This is a genomic window from Bacillus sp. GS3m_15504, assembly GCF_055825275.1.
Genome location: NZ_JBVVNL010000006.1, coordinates 101,067 through 119,449, shown reverse-complemented (window position 1 = coordinate 119,449; position 18,383 = coordinate 101,067). Strand labels below are relative to the sequence as shown.

15 protein-coding genes and 1 riboswitch are annotated in these 18,383 nt (G+C 36.9%); of the genes, 6 read left to right on the top strand and 9 right to left on the bottom strand.

Features of this window, described 5'->3' with window-relative positions; translation table 11 throughout:
* Nucleotides 1–47: 47 nt before the first annotated feature.
* Complete coding sequence (locus AC0L0O_RS26820) at nucleotides 48–1,184, bottom strand: DUF445 domain-containing protein (protein ID WP_049689355.1); 1,137 nt, start codon at nucleotides 1,182–1,184, stop codon at nucleotides 48–50.
* Between the two features lie 134 nt (nucleotides 1,185–1,318).
* On the opposite strand from AC0L0O_RS26820, the gene AC0L0O_RS26815 reads away from it, so the two are divergent.
* Together AC0L0O_RS26815 and AC0L0O_RS26810 are read left to right on the top strand one after the other, a co-directional pair.
* Nucleotides 1,319–2,371 carry a YheC/YheD family protein gene (locus AC0L0O_RS26815; protein ID WP_473786189.1) on the top strand — a complete coding sequence of 351 codons (1,053 nt, stop codon included), beginning with the start codon at nucleotides 1,319–1,321 and terminating at the stop codon, nucleotides 2,369–2,371.
* A 20-nt stretch (nucleotides 2,372–2,391) separates the two neighbouring features.
* Entirely contained in the window at nucleotides 2,392–3,852 is a 1,461-nt protein-coding gene (locus tag AC0L0O_RS26810; protein ID WP_000658113.1) for a YheC/YheD family endospore coat-associated protein, read from the top strand.
* Between the two features lie 16 nt (nucleotides 3,853–3,868).
* Here the strand turns inward: AC0L0O_RS26810 and AC0L0O_RS26805 are convergent, their stop codons facing one another.
* The gene (locus AC0L0O_RS26805; RefSeq protein ID WP_000510456.1) at nucleotides 3,869–4,114 is read right to left on the bottom strand and encodes a hypothetical protein; all 246 of its coding nucleotides are present in this window, start codon (nucleotides 4,112–4,114) and stop codon (nucleotides 3,869–3,871) included.
* A gap of 356 nt (nucleotides 4,115–4,470) precedes the next feature.
* Between AC0L0O_RS26805 and sasP the strand changes: the two genes are divergently transcribed.
* Nucleotides 4,471–4,674, top strand: a complete 204-nt coding sequence (gene sasP, locus AC0L0O_RS26800) for a small acid-soluble spore protein, SasP family (RefSeq protein WP_000013338.1) — start codon at nucleotides 4,471–4,473, stop codon at nucleotides 4,672–4,674.
* Between the two features lie 51 nt (nucleotides 4,675–4,725).
* Here the strand turns inward: sasP and AC0L0O_RS26795 are convergent, their stop codons facing one another.
* The 5 genes from AC0L0O_RS26795 to AC0L0O_RS26775 all read right to left on the bottom strand — a co-directional run bounded on the left by AC0L0O_RS26795 (nucleotide 4,726) and on the right by AC0L0O_RS26775 (nucleotide 11,000).
* A complete protein-coding gene (locus AC0L0O_RS26795) occupies nucleotides 4,726–5,460 on the bottom strand; it encodes an amino acid ABC transporter ATP-binding protein (protein ID WP_000623605.1) in 735 nt (244 codons plus the stop codon).
* Nucleotides 5,461–5,488: 28 nt separating this feature from the next.
* On the bottom strand, nucleotides 5,489–6,187 hold the full coding sequence (locus AC0L0O_RS26790; protein WP_000281494.1) for an amino acid ABC transporter permease: 699 nt from the start codon (nucleotides 6,185–6,187) through the stop codon (nucleotides 5,489–5,491).
* Entirely contained in the window at nucleotides 6,174–6,971 is a 798-nt protein-coding gene (locus AC0L0O_RS26785) for an amino acid ABC transporter substrate-binding protein (protein WP_000732844.1), read from the bottom strand. Before AC0L0O_RS26785 ends, AC0L0O_RS26790 begins: the two co-directional genes overlap by 14 nt.
* Before the next feature lie 271 nt (nucleotides 6,972–7,242).
* The gene (locus AC0L0O_RS26780) at nucleotides 7,243–9,243 is read right to left on the bottom strand and encodes an ABC transporter ATP-binding protein (RefSeq protein WP_437249044.1); all 2,001 of its coding nucleotides are present in this window, start codon (nucleotides 9,241–9,243) and stop codon (nucleotides 7,243–7,245) included.
* On the bottom strand, nucleotides 9,240–11,000 hold the full coding sequence (locus AC0L0O_RS26775) for an ABC transporter ATP-binding protein (protein ID WP_000493194.1): 1,761 nt from the start codon (nucleotides 10,998–11,000) through the stop codon (nucleotides 9,240–9,242). The genes AC0L0O_RS26780 and AC0L0O_RS26775 overlap by 4 nt, the downstream gene beginning before the upstream one ends.
* A gap of 589 nt (nucleotides 11,001–11,589) precedes the next feature.
* Here AC0L0O_RS26775 and gapN point away from each other — a divergent pair.
* Entirely contained in the window at nucleotides 11,590–13,029 is a 1,440-nt protein-coding gene (gapN, locus tag AC0L0O_RS26770) for an NADP-dependent glyceraldehyde-3-phosphate dehydrogenase (RefSeq protein ID WP_428889823.1), read from the top strand.
* A 77-nt stretch (nucleotides 13,030–13,106) separates the two neighbouring features.
* Here gapN and AC0L0O_RS26765 read toward each other — a convergent pair whose 3' ends face one another.
* Both AC0L0O_RS26765 and racE read right to left on the bottom strand, forming a co-directional pair.
* Nucleotides 13,107–14,192 carry a DUF3626 domain-containing protein gene (locus AC0L0O_RS26765; protein WP_000423699.1) on the bottom strand — a complete coding sequence of 362 codons (1,086 nt, stop codon included), beginning with the start codon at nucleotides 14,190–14,192 and terminating at the stop codon, nucleotides 13,107–13,109.
* Nucleotides 14,193–14,304: 112 nt separating this feature from the next.
* Complete coding sequence (racE, locus tag AC0L0O_RS26760; protein ID WP_000109661.1) at nucleotides 14,305–15,135, bottom strand: glutamate racemase; 831 nt, start codon at nucleotides 15,133–15,135, stop codon at nucleotides 14,305–14,307.
* A 200-nt stretch (nucleotides 15,136–15,335) separates the two neighbouring features.
* Nucleotides 15,336–15,518, top strand: a riboswitch (Lysine riboswitch).
* Between the two features lie 147 nt (nucleotides 15,519–15,665).
* Here racE and AC0L0O_RS26755 point away from each other — a divergent pair.
* Nucleotides 15,666–17,090, top strand: coding sequence for an amino acid permease (locus AC0L0O_RS26755; RefSeq protein WP_001186286.1), 1,425 nt, complete (start codon nucleotides 15,666–15,668; stop codon nucleotides 17,088–17,090).
* A 60-nt stretch (nucleotides 17,091–17,150) separates the two neighbouring features.
* The gene (locus tag AC0L0O_RS26750) at nucleotides 17,151–18,350 is read left to right on the top strand and encodes an ABC transporter permease (RefSeq protein ID WP_000021418.1); all 1,200 of its coding nucleotides are present in this window, start codon (nucleotides 17,151–17,153) and stop codon (nucleotides 18,348–18,350) included.
* The last annotated feature ends 33 nt before the right edge of the window (nucleotides 18,351–18,383 follow it).

The following is an 18,383-nucleotide window of genomic DNA, read 5'->3' as shown; positions in this document are numbered from 1 at the left end:
CAAGAGATGTGAAGAAATTTCACTTTTATTTATATGTACGTACATTATTATTTCAGAAACAACAGTAATAACCCTTGCACGATTCCAATCATACCGCCTAATAAGGCACCTAAATACGTGATCATTTTTAGTTCATTTTTTGTAATGGACAGAACTAAATCTTCTAGTCTCTCCGTTGAAAATGTAGACACTTCTTGTTGGACAATTTCCGCTAAGTGGAGATTATTTAGTATACTTTCTACGTTTTCTGCCCCCCACTCCAAGCCTTTCGTTACTGCGCCTGGAACTACCTTTTCAATAATTGTTTCCCGAACTGGCTCACATACTTGCTGCACAGATTGATTTAAAAATTTACCCACTGTTTCCTCAACTTTAACTGCAGACAATATGGAGCTTGCAATCATTTCTTTTTCTACAAACGTTTCTACTTCTTTTACATCTCTTCCTTTTAACTTCTCCCACTCTTTTTGCAGTACATCAGTTAAAAGCTGCTTTGTGCCATCCTGCCCTAAAAACTTAATAACTTCTGGCTGCACACGATCCACTACACTTACATTCCCTAAAAACATTCCGACTAAGTTAAGCAATGCTCCTCTAGAAGCAAAGAAATCATCAATCATTCTTGAAAGACGAGATTTCCCTTCTTCACTTTCAAAAAAATGAATTGCTCGCTTTAAAATAAACGCCGAGACATTTGGAATTGCATTCTCTATTTTTTCATGAACAGAATGAGGTAAAGCTTGTTCCCATGTATATGTATAGTACTCTTCTAAAAATGCCTGAATCTTTTCTGTAATCACCTGTTCGATTTTCTCAGTTGCTTCTTTTTCTACATGCGCTACGTCCCATTTTCCTAACATGTGTCGCAGTGACTGTTCATTCGTAATTACTTTATCCACTTCTACTTGTGCCCAGTGAATTAAACCTTTTTGAAACTCTTCATTTGTTAACTTCTTGCCGATTCCTTCTGGCGTTAACAAATGTTCTACAACCATTTTCCCTAATTGAACAGCAAGCTCATCGCGGCGCTTCGGAATTAATCCTGGTGTAAATGGCACTTGAAACTTCCCAATATACATAGGGCGATGAGGACGAAATAACATTTTTATTGCTAAATGATTTGTAAATCCTCCAATAATTGCTCCGAGCCCTGTCGTCGTTAACATACTTAACCATATATTCATTACAATCAACCTTTCGCTTCTCCAAAACTATAGCATATCATCATACGGACAAAAGTATAATGGTATAAAAACGTATTTGCAATATATAGCTTCGCCTATTGTGCCAACATTTTGTTAGTAAAGGAGTGATTTCGTTGGTTCTCGGTATTTTAACTTCTCACCCTCATTATGAGCAAACGTATTACACCGAAATCGCTAAACGCGCTCGGCTTTATCATAATGTCGTTGCCCAGTTTACGCCGTTTGGTATTGATCCTAAAACAGATCTTATTTCTGGTCTGATTTATGATACAGATACAGGAAAATGGAAAGAGCAAACATTCCCTATTCCTTCTTATATATACGATCGTTCTTCTTTTAACGAGGAAACAAATGTCGAAAAAGCAAAGTCAATTATTCGCTCATTACACACTCGTCCTTCCACTACCTTTTTAAATAACACACTCATTGACTTAAGCGAACTACATGATGTATTTCTCACGAATAAAAAATTATCACCTTATATACCAAAGTTTGAAATAGCAACGATACAAAATATTTTCAAACTGTTATTAAAAACAAAAGATATTATTATACGTCCTACTAACGCACATTCCAGTGAAAGTTTGTACCGGGTCGTTTATAAAAATAAAACGTTTCATATTGATACAATAAATGATGCCTATCATATTTCTACTCCAATTAAACGGACAGATGAATTTATATCTTGGTACAAATCTAATATACGATCAGCACGTTACATGACGCATACGATGCTGCAACCTCCAAATCAATTAACATACCCACTCCATATTCGAACTATTTTACAAAAAAATAAAGAACACAATTGGAACGCTATCGGTCAGTTTATACAAAAAAGCTCATTTCCGAATCAACTTTTACTATCGGCACCGGAGGATTCCTCGCTACATGCATTTTCAAAAATTAAATACGTACTATCTAGTACCGGTGTACAATTATTACAAGACGCTTTACAAGACATTATAAATGAAGTGTTTCAAACGCTAGATGCATCTTATTCTTCATTGTTCGAGCTAGAGCTTTCCACTATTATGGATCAAAAAGGGGCAATTTGGCTTATGTATGTCAACACGATTCCCCCTTACGAACATTACATTCGTCATAGTGATTCATTAGCCGAAAAAATATATCACGGACCATTAAAATTCAGTCGCTTTACACCATAATGAAAGGAGGTAAACCCATTTTGAAAGAGCACATATATACATTAAACATTTCAGACGAGAATCCAAATAGTATTACTTTACCTTATATTTTTTCCATCACACCACCAATTACATCCCTTTCCTTCGGCCTACGCCATGTTGCAAGTGAAGATGTAAAAATTCATTATTCCTTTACTCGCGAAATCATAATTGGAAAACAAATTGCTGAAAAACTTTTACTGCCTCATTCCACTACTATCCATGCATTCACACAAAATGAAACCATTATTTTCGGACCATTAATCGGGATTTTCACAACTGGTTTTAACGATGACACTTCTAATCCTTTAGGTAACCGTTCCACTTCTCTTGGCGAATTACTAACGCCACCATTCACCTTACGACCATTTGTATTCGTTTTTGGTGTGCAACATATAGACTGGGAAGATGAAACAATTGAAGGGTACTTCTTTCAAGAGGAAAAGTGGATAAAGAAAAAAGTTCCTTTACCGAATGTCATTTACGATCGATTACCAAATCGGAAAGCCGAAAATTATAAACCGATTGTAAGAGCAAAAAGAAAGTTAGAGCACGACTACGCTATTCCATGGTTTAATCCAGGTTTTTTTAATAAATGGGAAGTGCATCAACTTCTTATGAAAGATGAATCCATTATGCCGTTATTACCAAGCACAGAAACATTTCAGCACTTCGAACAAGTGGAACGATTTCTCGGAACGTATAAATCAATTTACATGAAACCGATTCATGGTAGCTTCGGTAGAAATATTCATCAACTATTTTATTCTCAAACAGAGAATTGCTACTACTGTCGTTATCGCGAAAATGAAGAAAATAAACTAAGAAAGTACCAATCATTAGAAACGCTTCTGAACCATGTGTTAAAAGGACATGATTTAAAAAAATTTATCGTCCAACAAGGTATTTCCTTACTTCGCTTCGATGGGCAACCTGTTGATTTTCGCATTCATACAAATAAAAATCATTTCGGTCAATGGATGGTCAGTGCAATCGTGGCAAAAATTGCTGGCAAAGGTAGCTTAACAACGCATGTAAATAGCGGTGGCGATACAAAATTGCTGCAAGAACTTTTTCCTGATTCAACGAAACAAATTCAAATTGAAAATAAATTAAAACATACAGCCTTACAAATTAGTTACGCGCTCGATGAACAAGTAACCGGAAATATTGGAGAAATCGGTTTTGATATCGGTTTAGACACGCAGGAAAACCCATGGCTCTTTGAAGCAAACTCTAAACCAGGGCGAACTGTGTTCCAAGATGCCAAGTTAAAAGAACAAAGTGAACTAACGCGCCAATTATTTTACGAATATGCCATCTACTTAACTGAACATTCTTTGCGCGATACAAAAGAAAAAATGTCTCAAATAAAATCAGAGAATTCCTCAAACAACGAGCATATTCCGTCTCCTATGATTCACTCACAAATACAAAAACAAAAACTTCCACCTCATTCATAAGGTGGAAGTTTTCTATTTACACGAGTTTTACTACAACCTCTGTTTCCACGTTACATACTCCGCAATAAAAAATATGATTGCAATATTCATTCGAATTATTATGTGTCAATCCATCTACTGCACTTAATAATTCTTGGTCCATATACGCACTATAATCGTCTATGTAATCTACAGCCTTCCCATAATCTTGGAGTATACTTTGGCAATTTTGACAAGAATATGTTTGTAATTCTAATGCGTTGCAAAGCGGGCAAATTCCCATCACGATTCCTCCATATAATTGTATCTAGCTACGTATAGGAGCGGCTTGCCCCGTTCTTACTTACATTCGCCTCAAAATAGCAGGATACAAAAAGAAAAATATATTTCATATCGCTCTTAGTTTAGCCTTCTTTCTAAAAAATACAACGATTACTCTTATTTCATAATTTACGAAATCACTAAGATTTTTTTACAAAATTTACAAATTATTATTTCGTATATCTTTCTAGGTAACATCCATACTATGAGTACAAACTTAATTACCGATGGATTAGCGCCAAACGGGGCGATAATCTGGTTCAACTCCAGCTAGTCCAACCAAAAAAATTTTTATAACTCTAAGGAGGATATATTCCTATGGCAAACCAAAATTCTTCAAATCAATTAGTAGTACCAGGAGCAACAGCTGCAATCGACCAAATGAAGTACGAAATCGCTCAAGAATTTGGTGTACAATTAGGAGCAGATTCTACAGCTCGTGCTAACGGTTCTGTTGGTGGCGAAATCACAAAACGTCTAGTTGCAATGGCTGAGCAAAGCCTTGGCGGATTCCACAAATAAATATATATGGCAAAAAGGTCTCAAGGCATATGCCTTGAGACCTTCCTTCATTTATTGCAACATTTGTAAAAACTTCTTCGTACGTTCTTCTTTTGGATTTGTAAATACATCTTCTGGTGTACCTTGTTCGACAACGACACCGCCATCCATGAAAATAACACGGTTCGCAATTTGATGTGCAAAGCGCATTTCGTGCGTTACAATGACCATTGTCATGCCTTCTTTAGCAAGCTCTTTCATGACCTTCAGAACTTCTTGAACTAGCTCAGGATCAAGCGCTGATGTCGGCTCATCAAATAGTAACACTTCTGGTTCCATTGCAAGCGCGCGAGCAATTCCAACGCGCTGTTGTTGTCCGCCTGATAGTTGGAACGGATATAAGTCTACTTTATCCGCAAGACCAACTTTTTCAAGGAAATAGTTTGCTTTTTTCTTCGCTTCTTCTTTCCCCATCTTTTTCACTGTAACGAGCCCTTCCATTACATTTTGAAGTGCTGTTAAATGCGGGAATAGATTATGGTGCTGGAATACCATACCTGTTTGCGTACGAAGATTGACAATATCTTTCTTCGTTACTTTTTGAGAGAAATTAAGCTCTTTATCGCCAATACGAATGTTACCAGCGTTTGGCGTTTCTAATACGTTAAGGCAACGCAGGAATGTCGTTTTACCAGATCCAGACGGCCCGATAATAACAACAACCTCGCCCTTCTCAACTGTTAAATCTATATGCTTTAGTACGGTATTATCTCCGAAACTTTTTTGTAAGTGCTGAATTGAAATCATAAAAACAAAAACTCCTTTTGTAAAAGGATTATTTTAATGTGTAGCGTTCTGAGCGCTTTTCTAACATCTGTTGTACGATTGATAATAAGAAACAAATAACCCAATAAATAAGACCTGCTTCAAAATAAACAATTAAAAACTCATAGTTCATTGCCGCAATTTCCTGCGCTTTTCGGAACATTTCTGTTACTAAAATTAACGATGCTAATGAAGTATCTTTCACTAAGCTAATAAATGTATTCGAAAGCGGCGGAATTGATACACGCGTTGCTTGCGGTAAAATAACACGTTTTAACGCTTGCGGATATGTCATCCCAATTGTATAAGCTGCTTCCCACTGCCCTTTCGGAATCGAAAGAATAGAAGCACGAATAATTTCAGATGCATATGCACCGACATTTAATGAAAATCCAACAACTGCTGCTGTATATGGCTCAACTTCAACATTAAGAGTTGGCAGACCATAGAAAATAATAAATAACTGTACAAGAAGTGGCGTTCCGCGAATGATAGATACATAGATACGAGCAATCCATTGTAAAATACGACTACCTGAAATACGTGCAAGCGCCGTTAACGTTGCCAGTATAAGACCGATAATAAATGTAATAAGCGTTAATGGAATTGTCGTAAAAACAGCTTCCTTCAGCATAGGCATGAAGGAAGTCTGCATAATATCTATCCAAGTAGACAATCGATCTGAAATCAATGCACTACTTAGATACATTTTCACCAAACCATTTTTTCGTTATTTTGTCATACGTACCGTCTTTTTTCATATCTTCTAACGCTTTATCTACTTCTTGTACAAGCTTAGTGCTACCTTTACGGAATAAGAATCCACTTTCTGAAGCTTCTTTTTCTGTATCTACAATTTTAATTTTCGCATCTTTTTTCGTTTCTAAATAATTTAACACTGATAATTTATCATTGATTGTGAAATCAACGCGTCCTGAAGCTAATAGTTCTGCTGCTTGGCTAAATCCTTCTACACCAATAATTTCTGCACCGTTTTTCTTAGCGATATCTGCATAGTTACTTGTTAAAGATTGTGCTCCTTTTAATCCTTTTACATCAGCAAATGTAGCAGGTTTATCTTTATCTTTTGCGATAACTAATGCCGCTGAAGATGAAACGTATGGTTTAGAGAAATCATATTTCTTTTGACGGTCTTCACGAATACCAACTTCGTTTGCAACCATATCAAAGCGTTTCGCATCTAAACCAGCAAGTAAGCTATCCCATTGTGTTTCTTTAAATACAGGTTTTACTCCTAAACGTTTTGCAACTTCTTCTGCTAATTCAACGTCAAATCCAGTTAATTTATTGCTTGAATCGTGGAACGTAAATGGTGGGTATGTACCTTCTGTACCAATTACAAGTTCGCCGCTTTGTTTAATCTTTTGTAATGCGTCTTGACTAGCTGTATCTTTTTTCTCTTCTTTACCGCAGCCGGCTACAATCCCGATCGCTAATGTAGTTACTGCAAGCACTGAAAATAATTTCTTCATGATGATAATCCTCCAAGTATTCTGATAGGAATTTAAAAACTATATTGATTGTATGCAATCTTGAACAATTTTTCAATGAAAATGTTCTTATTTAGTTTATCCTTTTTCTTCATAATCAAACAAAAAGGAAAAATAATTCTACATACAAAAAATAAGTAACATTTTTTAATATAGCATTTATTGTACGAAAGGTAAAATAATACTTCTTATTTAATTGCCCTGATTCACTAAAAAAGAACTTGTGAAAATCACAAGTTCCTCCCCATACCTATTAAGCACTCTGATTCCCTTCCATTTGCGTTTTGTACATATCGTAATAACGCCCGCGCTTTTTCATTAATTCATCATGAGACCCTTTTTCTAAAATCGTCCCTCTATCAAGCACGATAATTTGATCTGCACTTTTAATTGTTGAAAGACGGTGAGCAATAATAAATGTCGTTCTTCCTTTTTTCACAACTTCTAGCGCTTGTTGAATCATCGCCTCTGTTTCTGTATCGATACTCGACGTAGCTTCATCTAATATTAAAATGGCTGGGTCAAAAGCGAGCGCCCTAGCAAACGATATAAGCTGACGTTCTCCGGTTGAAAGTGTACTTCCTTTCTCTGTAATTTCTTCATTTATATTGTTCGCAAATCTTTCAGCACCTACATCACGCAATGCTTTTACGATGCGCTCTTTTGAAATCTTTTCATTCTCTAAACTAACATTAGACGCTACTGTTCCGCTAAATAAAAACGGGTCTTGCAGTACGATTCCCATATGTTCACGAGTTGCTTGTTTCGGCATCTCTTTTACATCATGACCATCAATTGTAAGCTTTCCTTTTTCAAACTCGTAAAACTGAAAGAGTACATTCATAATGGAACTTTTTCCTGAGCCAGTATGACCGACAAGTGCGACTGTCTCGCCTTGTTTCGCTTCAAATGAAATATTTTTTAACACTTCATCTTTTCCATTATAAGAAAATGACACATTATCAAACTTCACATTTCCTTGTAAGCGAGGCATACGCTCTTCTTCTACTGTCTCTCCCTTTTCCTCTAACAGTTCGAAAACGCGCTCGGATGCAACGCGCGATTGTTCTAAGTTAGCAAGCTGATTCACCATATTTGTAATCGGTGAGAACAATCGTGTTAAATAATCAACGAACGCATACAGTATCCCTAGCGAAATAACGCCTGTAGCACTTAATGAAGCACCACCGAAATACCAGATCACACCTGTAAAAGCAATATTTCTTAATACGGCTACTAAATTATGAGAAGTAGCTGCATTTAAATTTAAAATTTTATTTTGATACTTAAAATAATCGCCATTTAATTCTTCAAACTCTTTTTTCGTTTCACGTTCTTGACGGAACGCTTGAATAATTGGCATCCCTTGAATGGATTCATTCACTGTTCCGTTAATATCAGATAAACGCGAACGCATTTTATGATTGTATACAGACGCATATTTTCTATATAAAATGGCCCAAACAATTAAAATCGGGATAATAAGTAAACATAACGTCGCCAATTTTACATCGAGTAAAAATAGCGCGGCAAATATCCCAATAATATAGATGATACTAGAAACGAATGTCGCAAGTACCGTTACGTATAGATCACGAATGGCTTCCGTATCATTCGTCACGCGCGATACAATTTTCCCCGCCGGTAAATGATCAAAATACCGAATCGGCAACGTTTGGATATGAGAAAAGACATCTTCCCTCATAATTTGAATAATTTTGTTCGCCGCTTTTTGCAAGAAAAACTGCTTTCCATATGCAAACAATGAAACGACTACTAATAAAGCGAAATAGCCTCCACCAAGTAATAATAGTCGGTTTATTTCTGGTTTATAAAACGCAAACACTTCTTCTTTCGTTAATGCTTTCGCTTTATACACTTGCACCGCCTTACCATTTTGAACGGTAATCATATCACCTTTTACAGTACGTGATCCTTCAGCATTCACTTTATTCGGCACAAAGTAATATTGAAAACCGACTTGCATCACGCGTACTTCTTTTCCTTTTTTCTCACCTTGTTCAAAGCGATCACTTCTCTTATAAAAGGCTCCATTATACGAAACAGCCTCTTCACTCTTTTCTGTTTCATACCAAGGTTTCTCTATTCCAACGATATGATCGTCAATCATCGTTTTCGCGACGAAAGGACCAGCAAGCTCTGCAATGACGAAAATAAATAACATTAGCATCGCTGCAAAAATCGTCCCTTTTACTTTCATTGCGTATTGAAACAATCGTTTTGAAACGCTCATATTTTCACCCCACTATCCGCACTTTCACTTTCACCTTGTTGTCTTTCAAACTGCTCCGCATACCAGCCTCCCTTTTGGATAAGCTGATCATGCGTACCTTCTTCCATTACTTCTCCCTCATCCATAACGAGAATCCAATCCGCATGTTGTACGGCAGATAAACGGTGCGTCGTAATAATCGTCGTCTTTCCGCTTCTCTCTGTTCTTATATTTTCAATAATCGCCGCTTCCGTACGAGCATCAACAGCTGATAAAGAATCGTCCAAAATTAAAATTTCTGGATTTTGAATAACAGCTCGTGCAATTGAAATCCTTTGTTTTTGCCCTCCTGATAAAGAAACACCTTTCTCTCCAACAAGCGTTTCTAACCCTTCTGGCAAAAACTCTAAATCCTTTTTAAACGCCGCAATTTCAATCGCTTTCTCAAGTTCTTCTTCCGTCGCTTCCCTATTTCCGAATAAAATATTTTCCCGCGCTGTTTTTGAGAATAAAATATGTTCCTGCGGTACATAACCAATCCACCCAAGTACATTTTCATTCGTCATTTTATCTAATGTCACATCAGAGACTGCAATATCCCCATCTCCAAGCGGATATTGGCGAAGAAGCTGACGTACAAGCGTCGTTTTTCCGCTTCCGGTTTTTCCAACAACCCCAAGCGTTTCCCCTTGTTTTAATGTAAACGAAACCTTTTTTAAATTTGTTTCAGTTGATGAAGGATATGAAAAGGTAACATCATCAAACTGAATATAATCCGGCTCTTGTACAAGCTTTGGATGTTTCGGATCCTTTACATCTGGTTCATACGCTAACGTTTCATTTACACGGTCGAGTGATGCATTTCCTCTTTGCATAACATTAATTAATTCCCCAATTGCAAACATCGGCCAAATCATCATCCCTAAATACACGTTAAAGGAAACAAGTTCACCAAGTGTCACCTTTGATTGAAATACAAGATATGCGCCATATACTAAACCAATTAAATAACTCAATCCGACAAGCATTTTCACAGTTGGTTGGAATAGTGCATCAATTCTAGCTACTTTCATATTCTTTTCGTAGACGTCATCCCCTAACTGATGAAATCTTTCTTGATCTGCATTTTCTTGTACGTATGCGCGAATAACGCGCACACCAGCGATTGACTCAAGTACTTTATCATTCATATCACCGAACGCATCTTGCGCAACTGTAAATCTTTCATGCAATTTCTTTCCATATATATTCATCGCATACGCCATAATTGGAAGTGGTATAAGTGCCGCAAATGTAAGCTCCCAACTAATTGTAAATCCCATCATAAAGACAATCGTAAGCATATATAAACTCGAATCCACGAGCGTTAATATACCGAAACCAGCTGTCATAGCGATTGCTTTTAAATCATTCGTTGCTCTCGCCATTAAATCACCAGTACGATTTTTTTGGTAAAAAGTCGGCGTCATCTTAAGTAAATGCCCCATAAATTTAGAGCGCATCGTTTTCTCAAGCACGAATGCACCGCCAAACAATTGATGTTGCCATACGAAAGTGAGGCCATATCCAACTATCGTAACCCCAATTAAAATAAGAATAGACTGTATAATAGCTTCGTTCGATAACGTTCCTGTTTTTATATTATCTATCGTAACCCCTAACACTTTCGGGGGGATAACTTCCACTATATTCACAATTAAAAGAGCTCCAATGGCGATACTATATCTCTTCCAGTGCTCCTTAAAAAACCACTTTAACTTTAGTAATACTGAAAACAATGTAATCTCTCCCTTCTCGTTCTCGTTTATTTCTCATTTCTTTATCCGCTATCCAGACCCATTACATTTACATTTCGTAACCCATACAATCTCATCACATTTTTCCACCTTCCAAAGTTTTATTTAGTAACATGGAAAATAAACAAAAAAAAGCATACCGCCGCTTGACGATATGCACAAAAATGCATAAAAGCGTACGTTACGATATACGCAACGTACGCTTTTTATAAGACAAAAATGCCCTATATATCCGCACGGGTTGCGTAATGATATAAATGTTTTCTGCCATTTAACAGAGCTAAATCCATTACATTTACGATTACAATCATTACGCACACCCCCTTCATTTATTTTCCATTTATAATCTTATAACTTTATTGAGTATTCTGTCAATTATTTTTTTACAAATTGAATAAAAATATCTGATCCATCATTTCGAAATAAGGGAATGCTCTGTAAGAAAGGGCATACAAAATAAAAACTTCATAAGAAATCGTTTTCACAAATATTTCATTTGAAAAATGTTATCAAACCCCATACAATCACCTTATACTCACTCTTACAAGTTGCTATTTTAGGAGGACTAATCATGACAACTAGCAATACGTACAAATTTTATTTAAATGGAGAATGGAGAGAAAGCTCTTCAGGAGAAACAATCGAAATTCCATCTCCATACTTACACGAAGTAATTGGACAAGTACAAGCAATTACTCGCGGAGAAGTAGATGAAGCAATTGCATCTGCAAAAGAAGCTCAAAAATCATGGGCGGAAGCTTCTCTACAAGATCGCGCAAAGTATTTATATAAATGGGCTGATGAGCTCGTAAATATGCAAGATGAAATTGCCGATATGATTATGAAAGAAGTCGGTAAAGGCTATAAAGATGCGAAAAAAGAAGTTGTTCGTACAGCTGACTTCATTCGTTACACGATCGAAGAAGCTTTACATATGCACGGAGAAAGCATGATGGGCGATAGCTTCCCGGGCGGTACAAAATCTAAACTTGCGATCATCCAACGCGCACCACTTGGTGTTGTATTAGCAATCGCACCGTTTAACTACCCAGTAAACTTATCCGCTGCAAAACTTGCACCAGCATTAATTATGGGTAACGCTGTTATTTTCAAACCAGCAACTCAAGGTGCAATTAGTGGTATTAAAATGGTTGAAGCACTTCATAAAGCAGGCCTTCCAAAAGGTCTTGTAAACGTAGCGACAGGACGTGGTTCTGTAATTGGTGACTACTTAGTAGAGCACGAAGGTATCAATATGGTATCGTTCACAGGTGGTACAAACACAGGTAAACATTTAGCGAAAAAAGCTTCAATGATTCCACTTGTATTAGAACTTGGTGGTAAAGACCCTGGTATCGTTCGTGAAGATGCTGACTTACAAGATGCTGCAAACCATATCGTAAGCGGTGCATTCTCTTACTCTGGTCAACGTTGTACAGCTATTAAACGTGTACTTGTACACGAAAACGTAGCAGACGAGCTTGTTAGCTTAGTAAAAGAGCAAGTAGCTAAACTATCAGTTGGATCTCCAGAACAAGACAGCACAATCGTTCCATTAATCGACGACAAATCTGCTGACTTCGTTCAAGGCTTAGTTGACGACGCTGTTGAAAAAGGTGCTACAATCGTTATCGGTAACAAACGTGAGCGTAACTTAATTTACCCAACATTAATCGACCACGTAACAGAAGAAATGAAAGTTGCTTGGGAAGAGCCATTTGGCCCAATCCTTCCAATCATCCGCGTTTCTTCAGATGAGCAAGCAATTGAAATTGCTAACAAATCAGAGTTCGGTCTGCAAGCAAGTGTCTTCACAAAAGACATTAACAAAGCATTTGCAATTGCTAACAAAATCGAAACTGGTTCTGTTCAAATTAACGGACGCACAGAGCGCGGCCCTGACCACTTCCCATTCATCGGTGTAAAAGGTTCAGGTATGGGCGCACAAGGTATTCGTAAGAGCCTTGAGTCTATGACACGTGAAAAAGTAACTGTATTAAACTTAGTTTAATCTTATAAAAAGAAGCTGATCTATTTTTAGATCAGCTTCTTTTCTATATATACTCCCAAAAAACAGAGTATTTCGTTCTACTTCCGATTTGGTTTTCCAAATCGAACTAAAACATGCCATAATAATTTTAATTCCTGAAGTACTTCCTCATAAGTTCCACGATCACTCCAAGATAATGGATTGCGTTTCAAATCCACTACAGCAGAGCCAATTATATTGGCATCGATACAATTATTCCGTGCAATACGCCTTGCTAAAGATGGCATTTTGGAACCTCTAAAATTCATTGGAACGTCGTCTACCATAAGTACAAAACCCATATGCCAATACAAATCAATAGCGTACTTCATACAAATTTCTTCTAAAGTTCTCCCTACATCCGTCCCCTTAAATGAAGGATCTACAACAAGCGCCTCCACGTCTTCTTTAAGAGAAATCTCTCCATGAATCTGTGCTTCAATATAATGGTTAAGATTGCGAGCTGACTCTTTGTTTACTAATTCTATAAACGGCCTTTCCAGATTAGCCAGTAAATGATGGATGAATCTTGTTGGAGTCAAATTCCCTTCCCCAATTGCAAAATCTCTTACAAACGTCTCTTCCAAAAGAGCAGCTAAAATCATATCAAACTCTTCATAAGTCCCCTTTTCTTTTGGATCTTGATGCGAATCTAAATACGTATATGTAGAGCGAGAAGAAACTTTTGGAGATAAGAGAAAGTAACATGATCCAAAACGCGGCGCGGGCCCCTCTGGATGTAACATTAAATTTAGCGCTCCATACTTTGGCCGTTGATCATTCGTTACGCCCTCAAGCTGATATGCGCCTCCAAATATTCTCTTTTCCCAAAGGTCACGTTCACCGCCAGGATAAGCAGATACGCTTCCGTTAGATAGCAATGTTTCAAACTGACTTTTATATCTCCCTTGCTCAAGCAGTGCTTCAGCAATATTTTTCATATTCGAATCTAGTCTGTCTGGATGAAAGTGTAAAGCGATCCTTGCATGAGATTTTAAATTAGCGACAGCTTCTTCAAACATTTCATCTGTAATATTAGACATGTTAAGTATATGATTAATTGTTGCTTTCGCCTCGCGTTTTTCGTTCTCTGCATATTTTGAAATATACTCTAAAGCAAATAGTTGAGACCTTGATAATTCCATAATCCAATCTCTCCTTTAATTGAAATGACCTTAATCCTTTCAATTAAAAGTGCATTTTCTCCTTCTTATGCAACTAACCTAATTTATGGAACAAAAAGTACTTTAATAAATCCTAGTTACAGATGCGAGCATTCTTTACAGGTAAATCCACACAATCTACAGAAATTTGATACCCTAGCCAACGCTCAGCGATATGTTCAAATGAAGAAACAGAGCCTGTTGTAAAAAATCGATGCTTCGGATTCAGATTGTCAGCCAGAATTCCTTTGTGCTGTAAAATTGTGCTTAACTCTATCGCTGTTTCTTCTGCAGAACTAATAATCGTTACATCCTCTCCTAGTTCCTTTTTAATATAGGACTCTAAAAGTGGATAATGCGTACACCCAAGAATTAACGTATCTATATCTTCTTTCGTTAATGGAAGTAAAGCTTGTTTCACTTGCTGCGTGACATATGCGGTATCTTCTAATCGATTTTCTACAACTGTAGCTAAATTCGGGCACGCATGACTATGCACTTTCAAATATGTATCAAGCTCATGCAATGCTTTTTCGTACATATTAGACTGTATCGTACCTACAGTTCCAATTACTCCGATTTTCCCTTTCTTTGTCACTTTAATAGCCGCTCTTGCTCCCGGATGTATAACGCCAATAACCGGAATAGAAAGTGCTTCTTGCAACGCAGCCAATGTAGCAGCTGCAGCAGTATTACATGCTACAACTAGAGCCTTTAACGGAAACTGTTTGAGAAACTCAACCATTTCAAATACGAAAGATTGTACCTCTTCTACACTTCTTGGCCCATACGGACAACGCTCATTATCACCAATATAATAAATGCTCTCTTTAGGCAATTGTCTTATAATTTCGCTCGCAACTGTTAATCCCCCAACTCCCGAATCTAGCACACCTATTACTGAATGTTTATGACATACAGACATATACTTCATCCCCTCCTCAATCTTCTAGCGTCAATAACATTTATTATATTATGAAAATTCAATATTACATAACAATCCCTCTCCCTTTTAATCACAAACTCTTCTCTATAATCTGATTATTACTATATCCATTGACGTATAAAAATACATTTGTTACTCTTAAATACGTTAATTTAATATTTAAATCCTCATTCGTATCTCGGTGAGGTAGAGGTTGCAGTCATTAAGAGTATCATTTCTGGAGATGTAGTGGCATTGATGAAGGAATGAGAAAGGAATGATTGCCGAAGTAAGCCCGTGTCCACCATGCACGCTTGCTGGGTCTGCATTTAATAAGTGCAGAACTGTCACAAACGTTTCGTTTGTGGAGAGCTATCGAGAGGTATGTCGTGGGTTTCTTATAAGATAGAAAGCATGTAGCGGCAAATTACGTGCTTTTTTTGTTTTGTTTGGGACTTCTCTTCCTGACTCAGGAAGACATACATATCTCCTCGCATGACTTGGTTATACTAACTTTGGAGGTATTTTCTATGCAACAAAAAAAATGGGGCTTTTGGGTACTAACAGCTTTCGTTGTCGGTAATATGGTTGGCGCTGGGATTTTCATGGTGCCAAGTACGTTGGCACAAACAGCAAGCCCTCTCGGTGTCACTTTAGCTTGGTTAACTACAGGGTTTGGTGTTTTAATGCTAGCTCTTGTTTTCGGTAATTTAGCAATTCGTCGTCCTGATTTAACGACAGGACCACAAAGTCATGCATATGCTTTATTCTCATCACCAAAAAAGAAAAAAATGGCTGGTTTCAGTATGGTATGGGGGTATTGGGTTGCAAACTGGGCAAGTAACGTTGCCATCATTACATCATTTGCGGGATATTTATCACTCTTCTTCCCAATTATGAAAGATACACGACTACTATTTTCAATCGGTTCGTTTAACGTAGAAGTCGGAAAACTAATTACATTTACCATTTGTTCCATCTTACTTTGGGGAACTCATATTATATTAACGAATGGTGTAAGCGGAGCTGGAAAGCTAAACTTCTTAGCAACAACAACGAAAGTAACTGGATTCCTTTTATTCATCGTCGTTACTTTATTTGCATTCGAAGCTTCTAAGTTTGGACAATGGTACACACCGATGATCGATAAATCAGGTGTATCACACGGCCTTCTTTCACAAGTAAATTTAGCTGCTCTTACGACGCTTTGGGCATTTATCGGAATTGAATCAGCCGTTCTTTTATCAAACCGTGCTGTTTCTCCAAAAACAGTAAAACGTGCAACAGTTGCTGGATTACTTGTTACAGTTGCGATTTACTTAGGAATTACAATTTTAACAATGGGTGTACTTCACGTTGATAAATTACAAGCCTCAGAACGTCCGTTAGCAGATGCATTAAATGCTGCAATGGGTCACGGCGGCGGAAAACTGATGGCATTACTTGCTCTTACTTCCCTGTTCGGTTCGATTTTAGGCTGGATTTTATTAAGCTCAGAAGTACCATATCAAGCAGCAAAAGAAGGTTTCTTCCCTTCCTTCTTCGCAAAAACAAACAAAAAAGGAAGTCCAATTTATTCATTACGATTAACAAACATTATGTCGCAAGTGTTCTTATTCTCAACATTATCAGGAACAATTGCGGAAGCTTATACATTCGTTATTACCGTATCAACACTCGCCTATCTCATTCCATATCTCGTTTCACCAATCTTCCAGTTAAAACTAGTCGCTACTGGTGAAACGTATAAAAATGAAATGCGGGCAAGAATTACTGACGGTATAGTTGCAGTAATTGCACTTTGCTACGCACTATGGGTTATTAAAACGGGTGCAGCCGATATAAAAACGTTCCTTCTCGGAATTGGTTTATTCGTAATCGGCTTTGCTTTCTATCCATTAATGAATCGTGATCAGAAAAAAAATAACGAAAAGAAAAACGGGCAAGTTGCATAACGCAATTTGCTCGTTTTTTCTTTTGCAAAACATATATAATAGAACAAAGAGGTGAAAAACATGTCAATCGAATCACTATGGAGCAGCCGTTTCCAACAACATATGCAAAATATCATTACATACTTTGCACGTATGATTAACGGTTTACTATATAGCTTTATCTTTATTTCATGCGTTGGCGCATACTACTATGCCCAGTTTCTAAAAACATCTCCTTCTAAAGGAATATCTTTACTACTCATCACGATTGTACTTACATTCATTATAACGAGATGCCCTATTCGTACATTTATTCAAAAACCTGACGCTGTCTATTTACTAGCACTAGAAGAGAAATTAACTTCTTATTTCAAAAAATCTCTTCTATATAATTACATCATTCAGCTTTTCCCATTATTATTTACGTTCCTTATTCTCGTTCCACTTGCACTTCAATCATTACAATTAACTGTACCTTTCTTATGTACAATCTTTATCGTTTTAATGGTTACGAAAGCTTGGAACATATACATACATTGGATGTGGCGTGATCGTCACGAAAAAAATATATGGCTGATCATTCGTATTACTTGTAACGCCCTAGTCATTTATATGCTGTTTTATGCAGCAAATGTTCTCATATTGGGCGGATTACTCTTACTACTTGCTTTCCTGCTTCTATACACGAACAAACAGCCTACAAAACGAATACCGTGGGATTACATAATTGAGCAAGAAGAAAAAATGAACGTTCGTTTTTATCAATTTGCTAGCATCTTCACTGATGTTCCGCAACTAAATAAGCAAGTAAATAAAAGAAAATGGCTTACAACTTGGATTGAACCTTTATTACATAAAAAACGAGCAACTTTCTTCTATTTACATACACTCGCATTTTTACGCGGGAATGATTATTTCGGTATATATATTCGCTTAGGCTTGATTGGTGCCTTCGCCTTATATTTTATCCCAAACATATATGTAAAGGGCGCTATCACTTACATCGTCCTATATATGATTTCTATGCAGCTCCGTTCCCTATGGAAATATTTTTCGGGAAATATTATTGTAGCATTATATCCAATTGATACTGAAAAACGAATGAATCAATTTCTTCGCTTAATCTTTATATTGCTAAGCATTCAGCTCATTATATTTTCAATTGTTATACTCATTACTACGGGCCAATTTTTACATACCCTTATCATTATGATTATCGGGTTACTCTGGATCAAATTTATTATTGTACCAAAAACGAAGCAACGAATTTCCGCATTTTAACGACAAGAAATATCTTAAAAGCCAAGGAGCGAA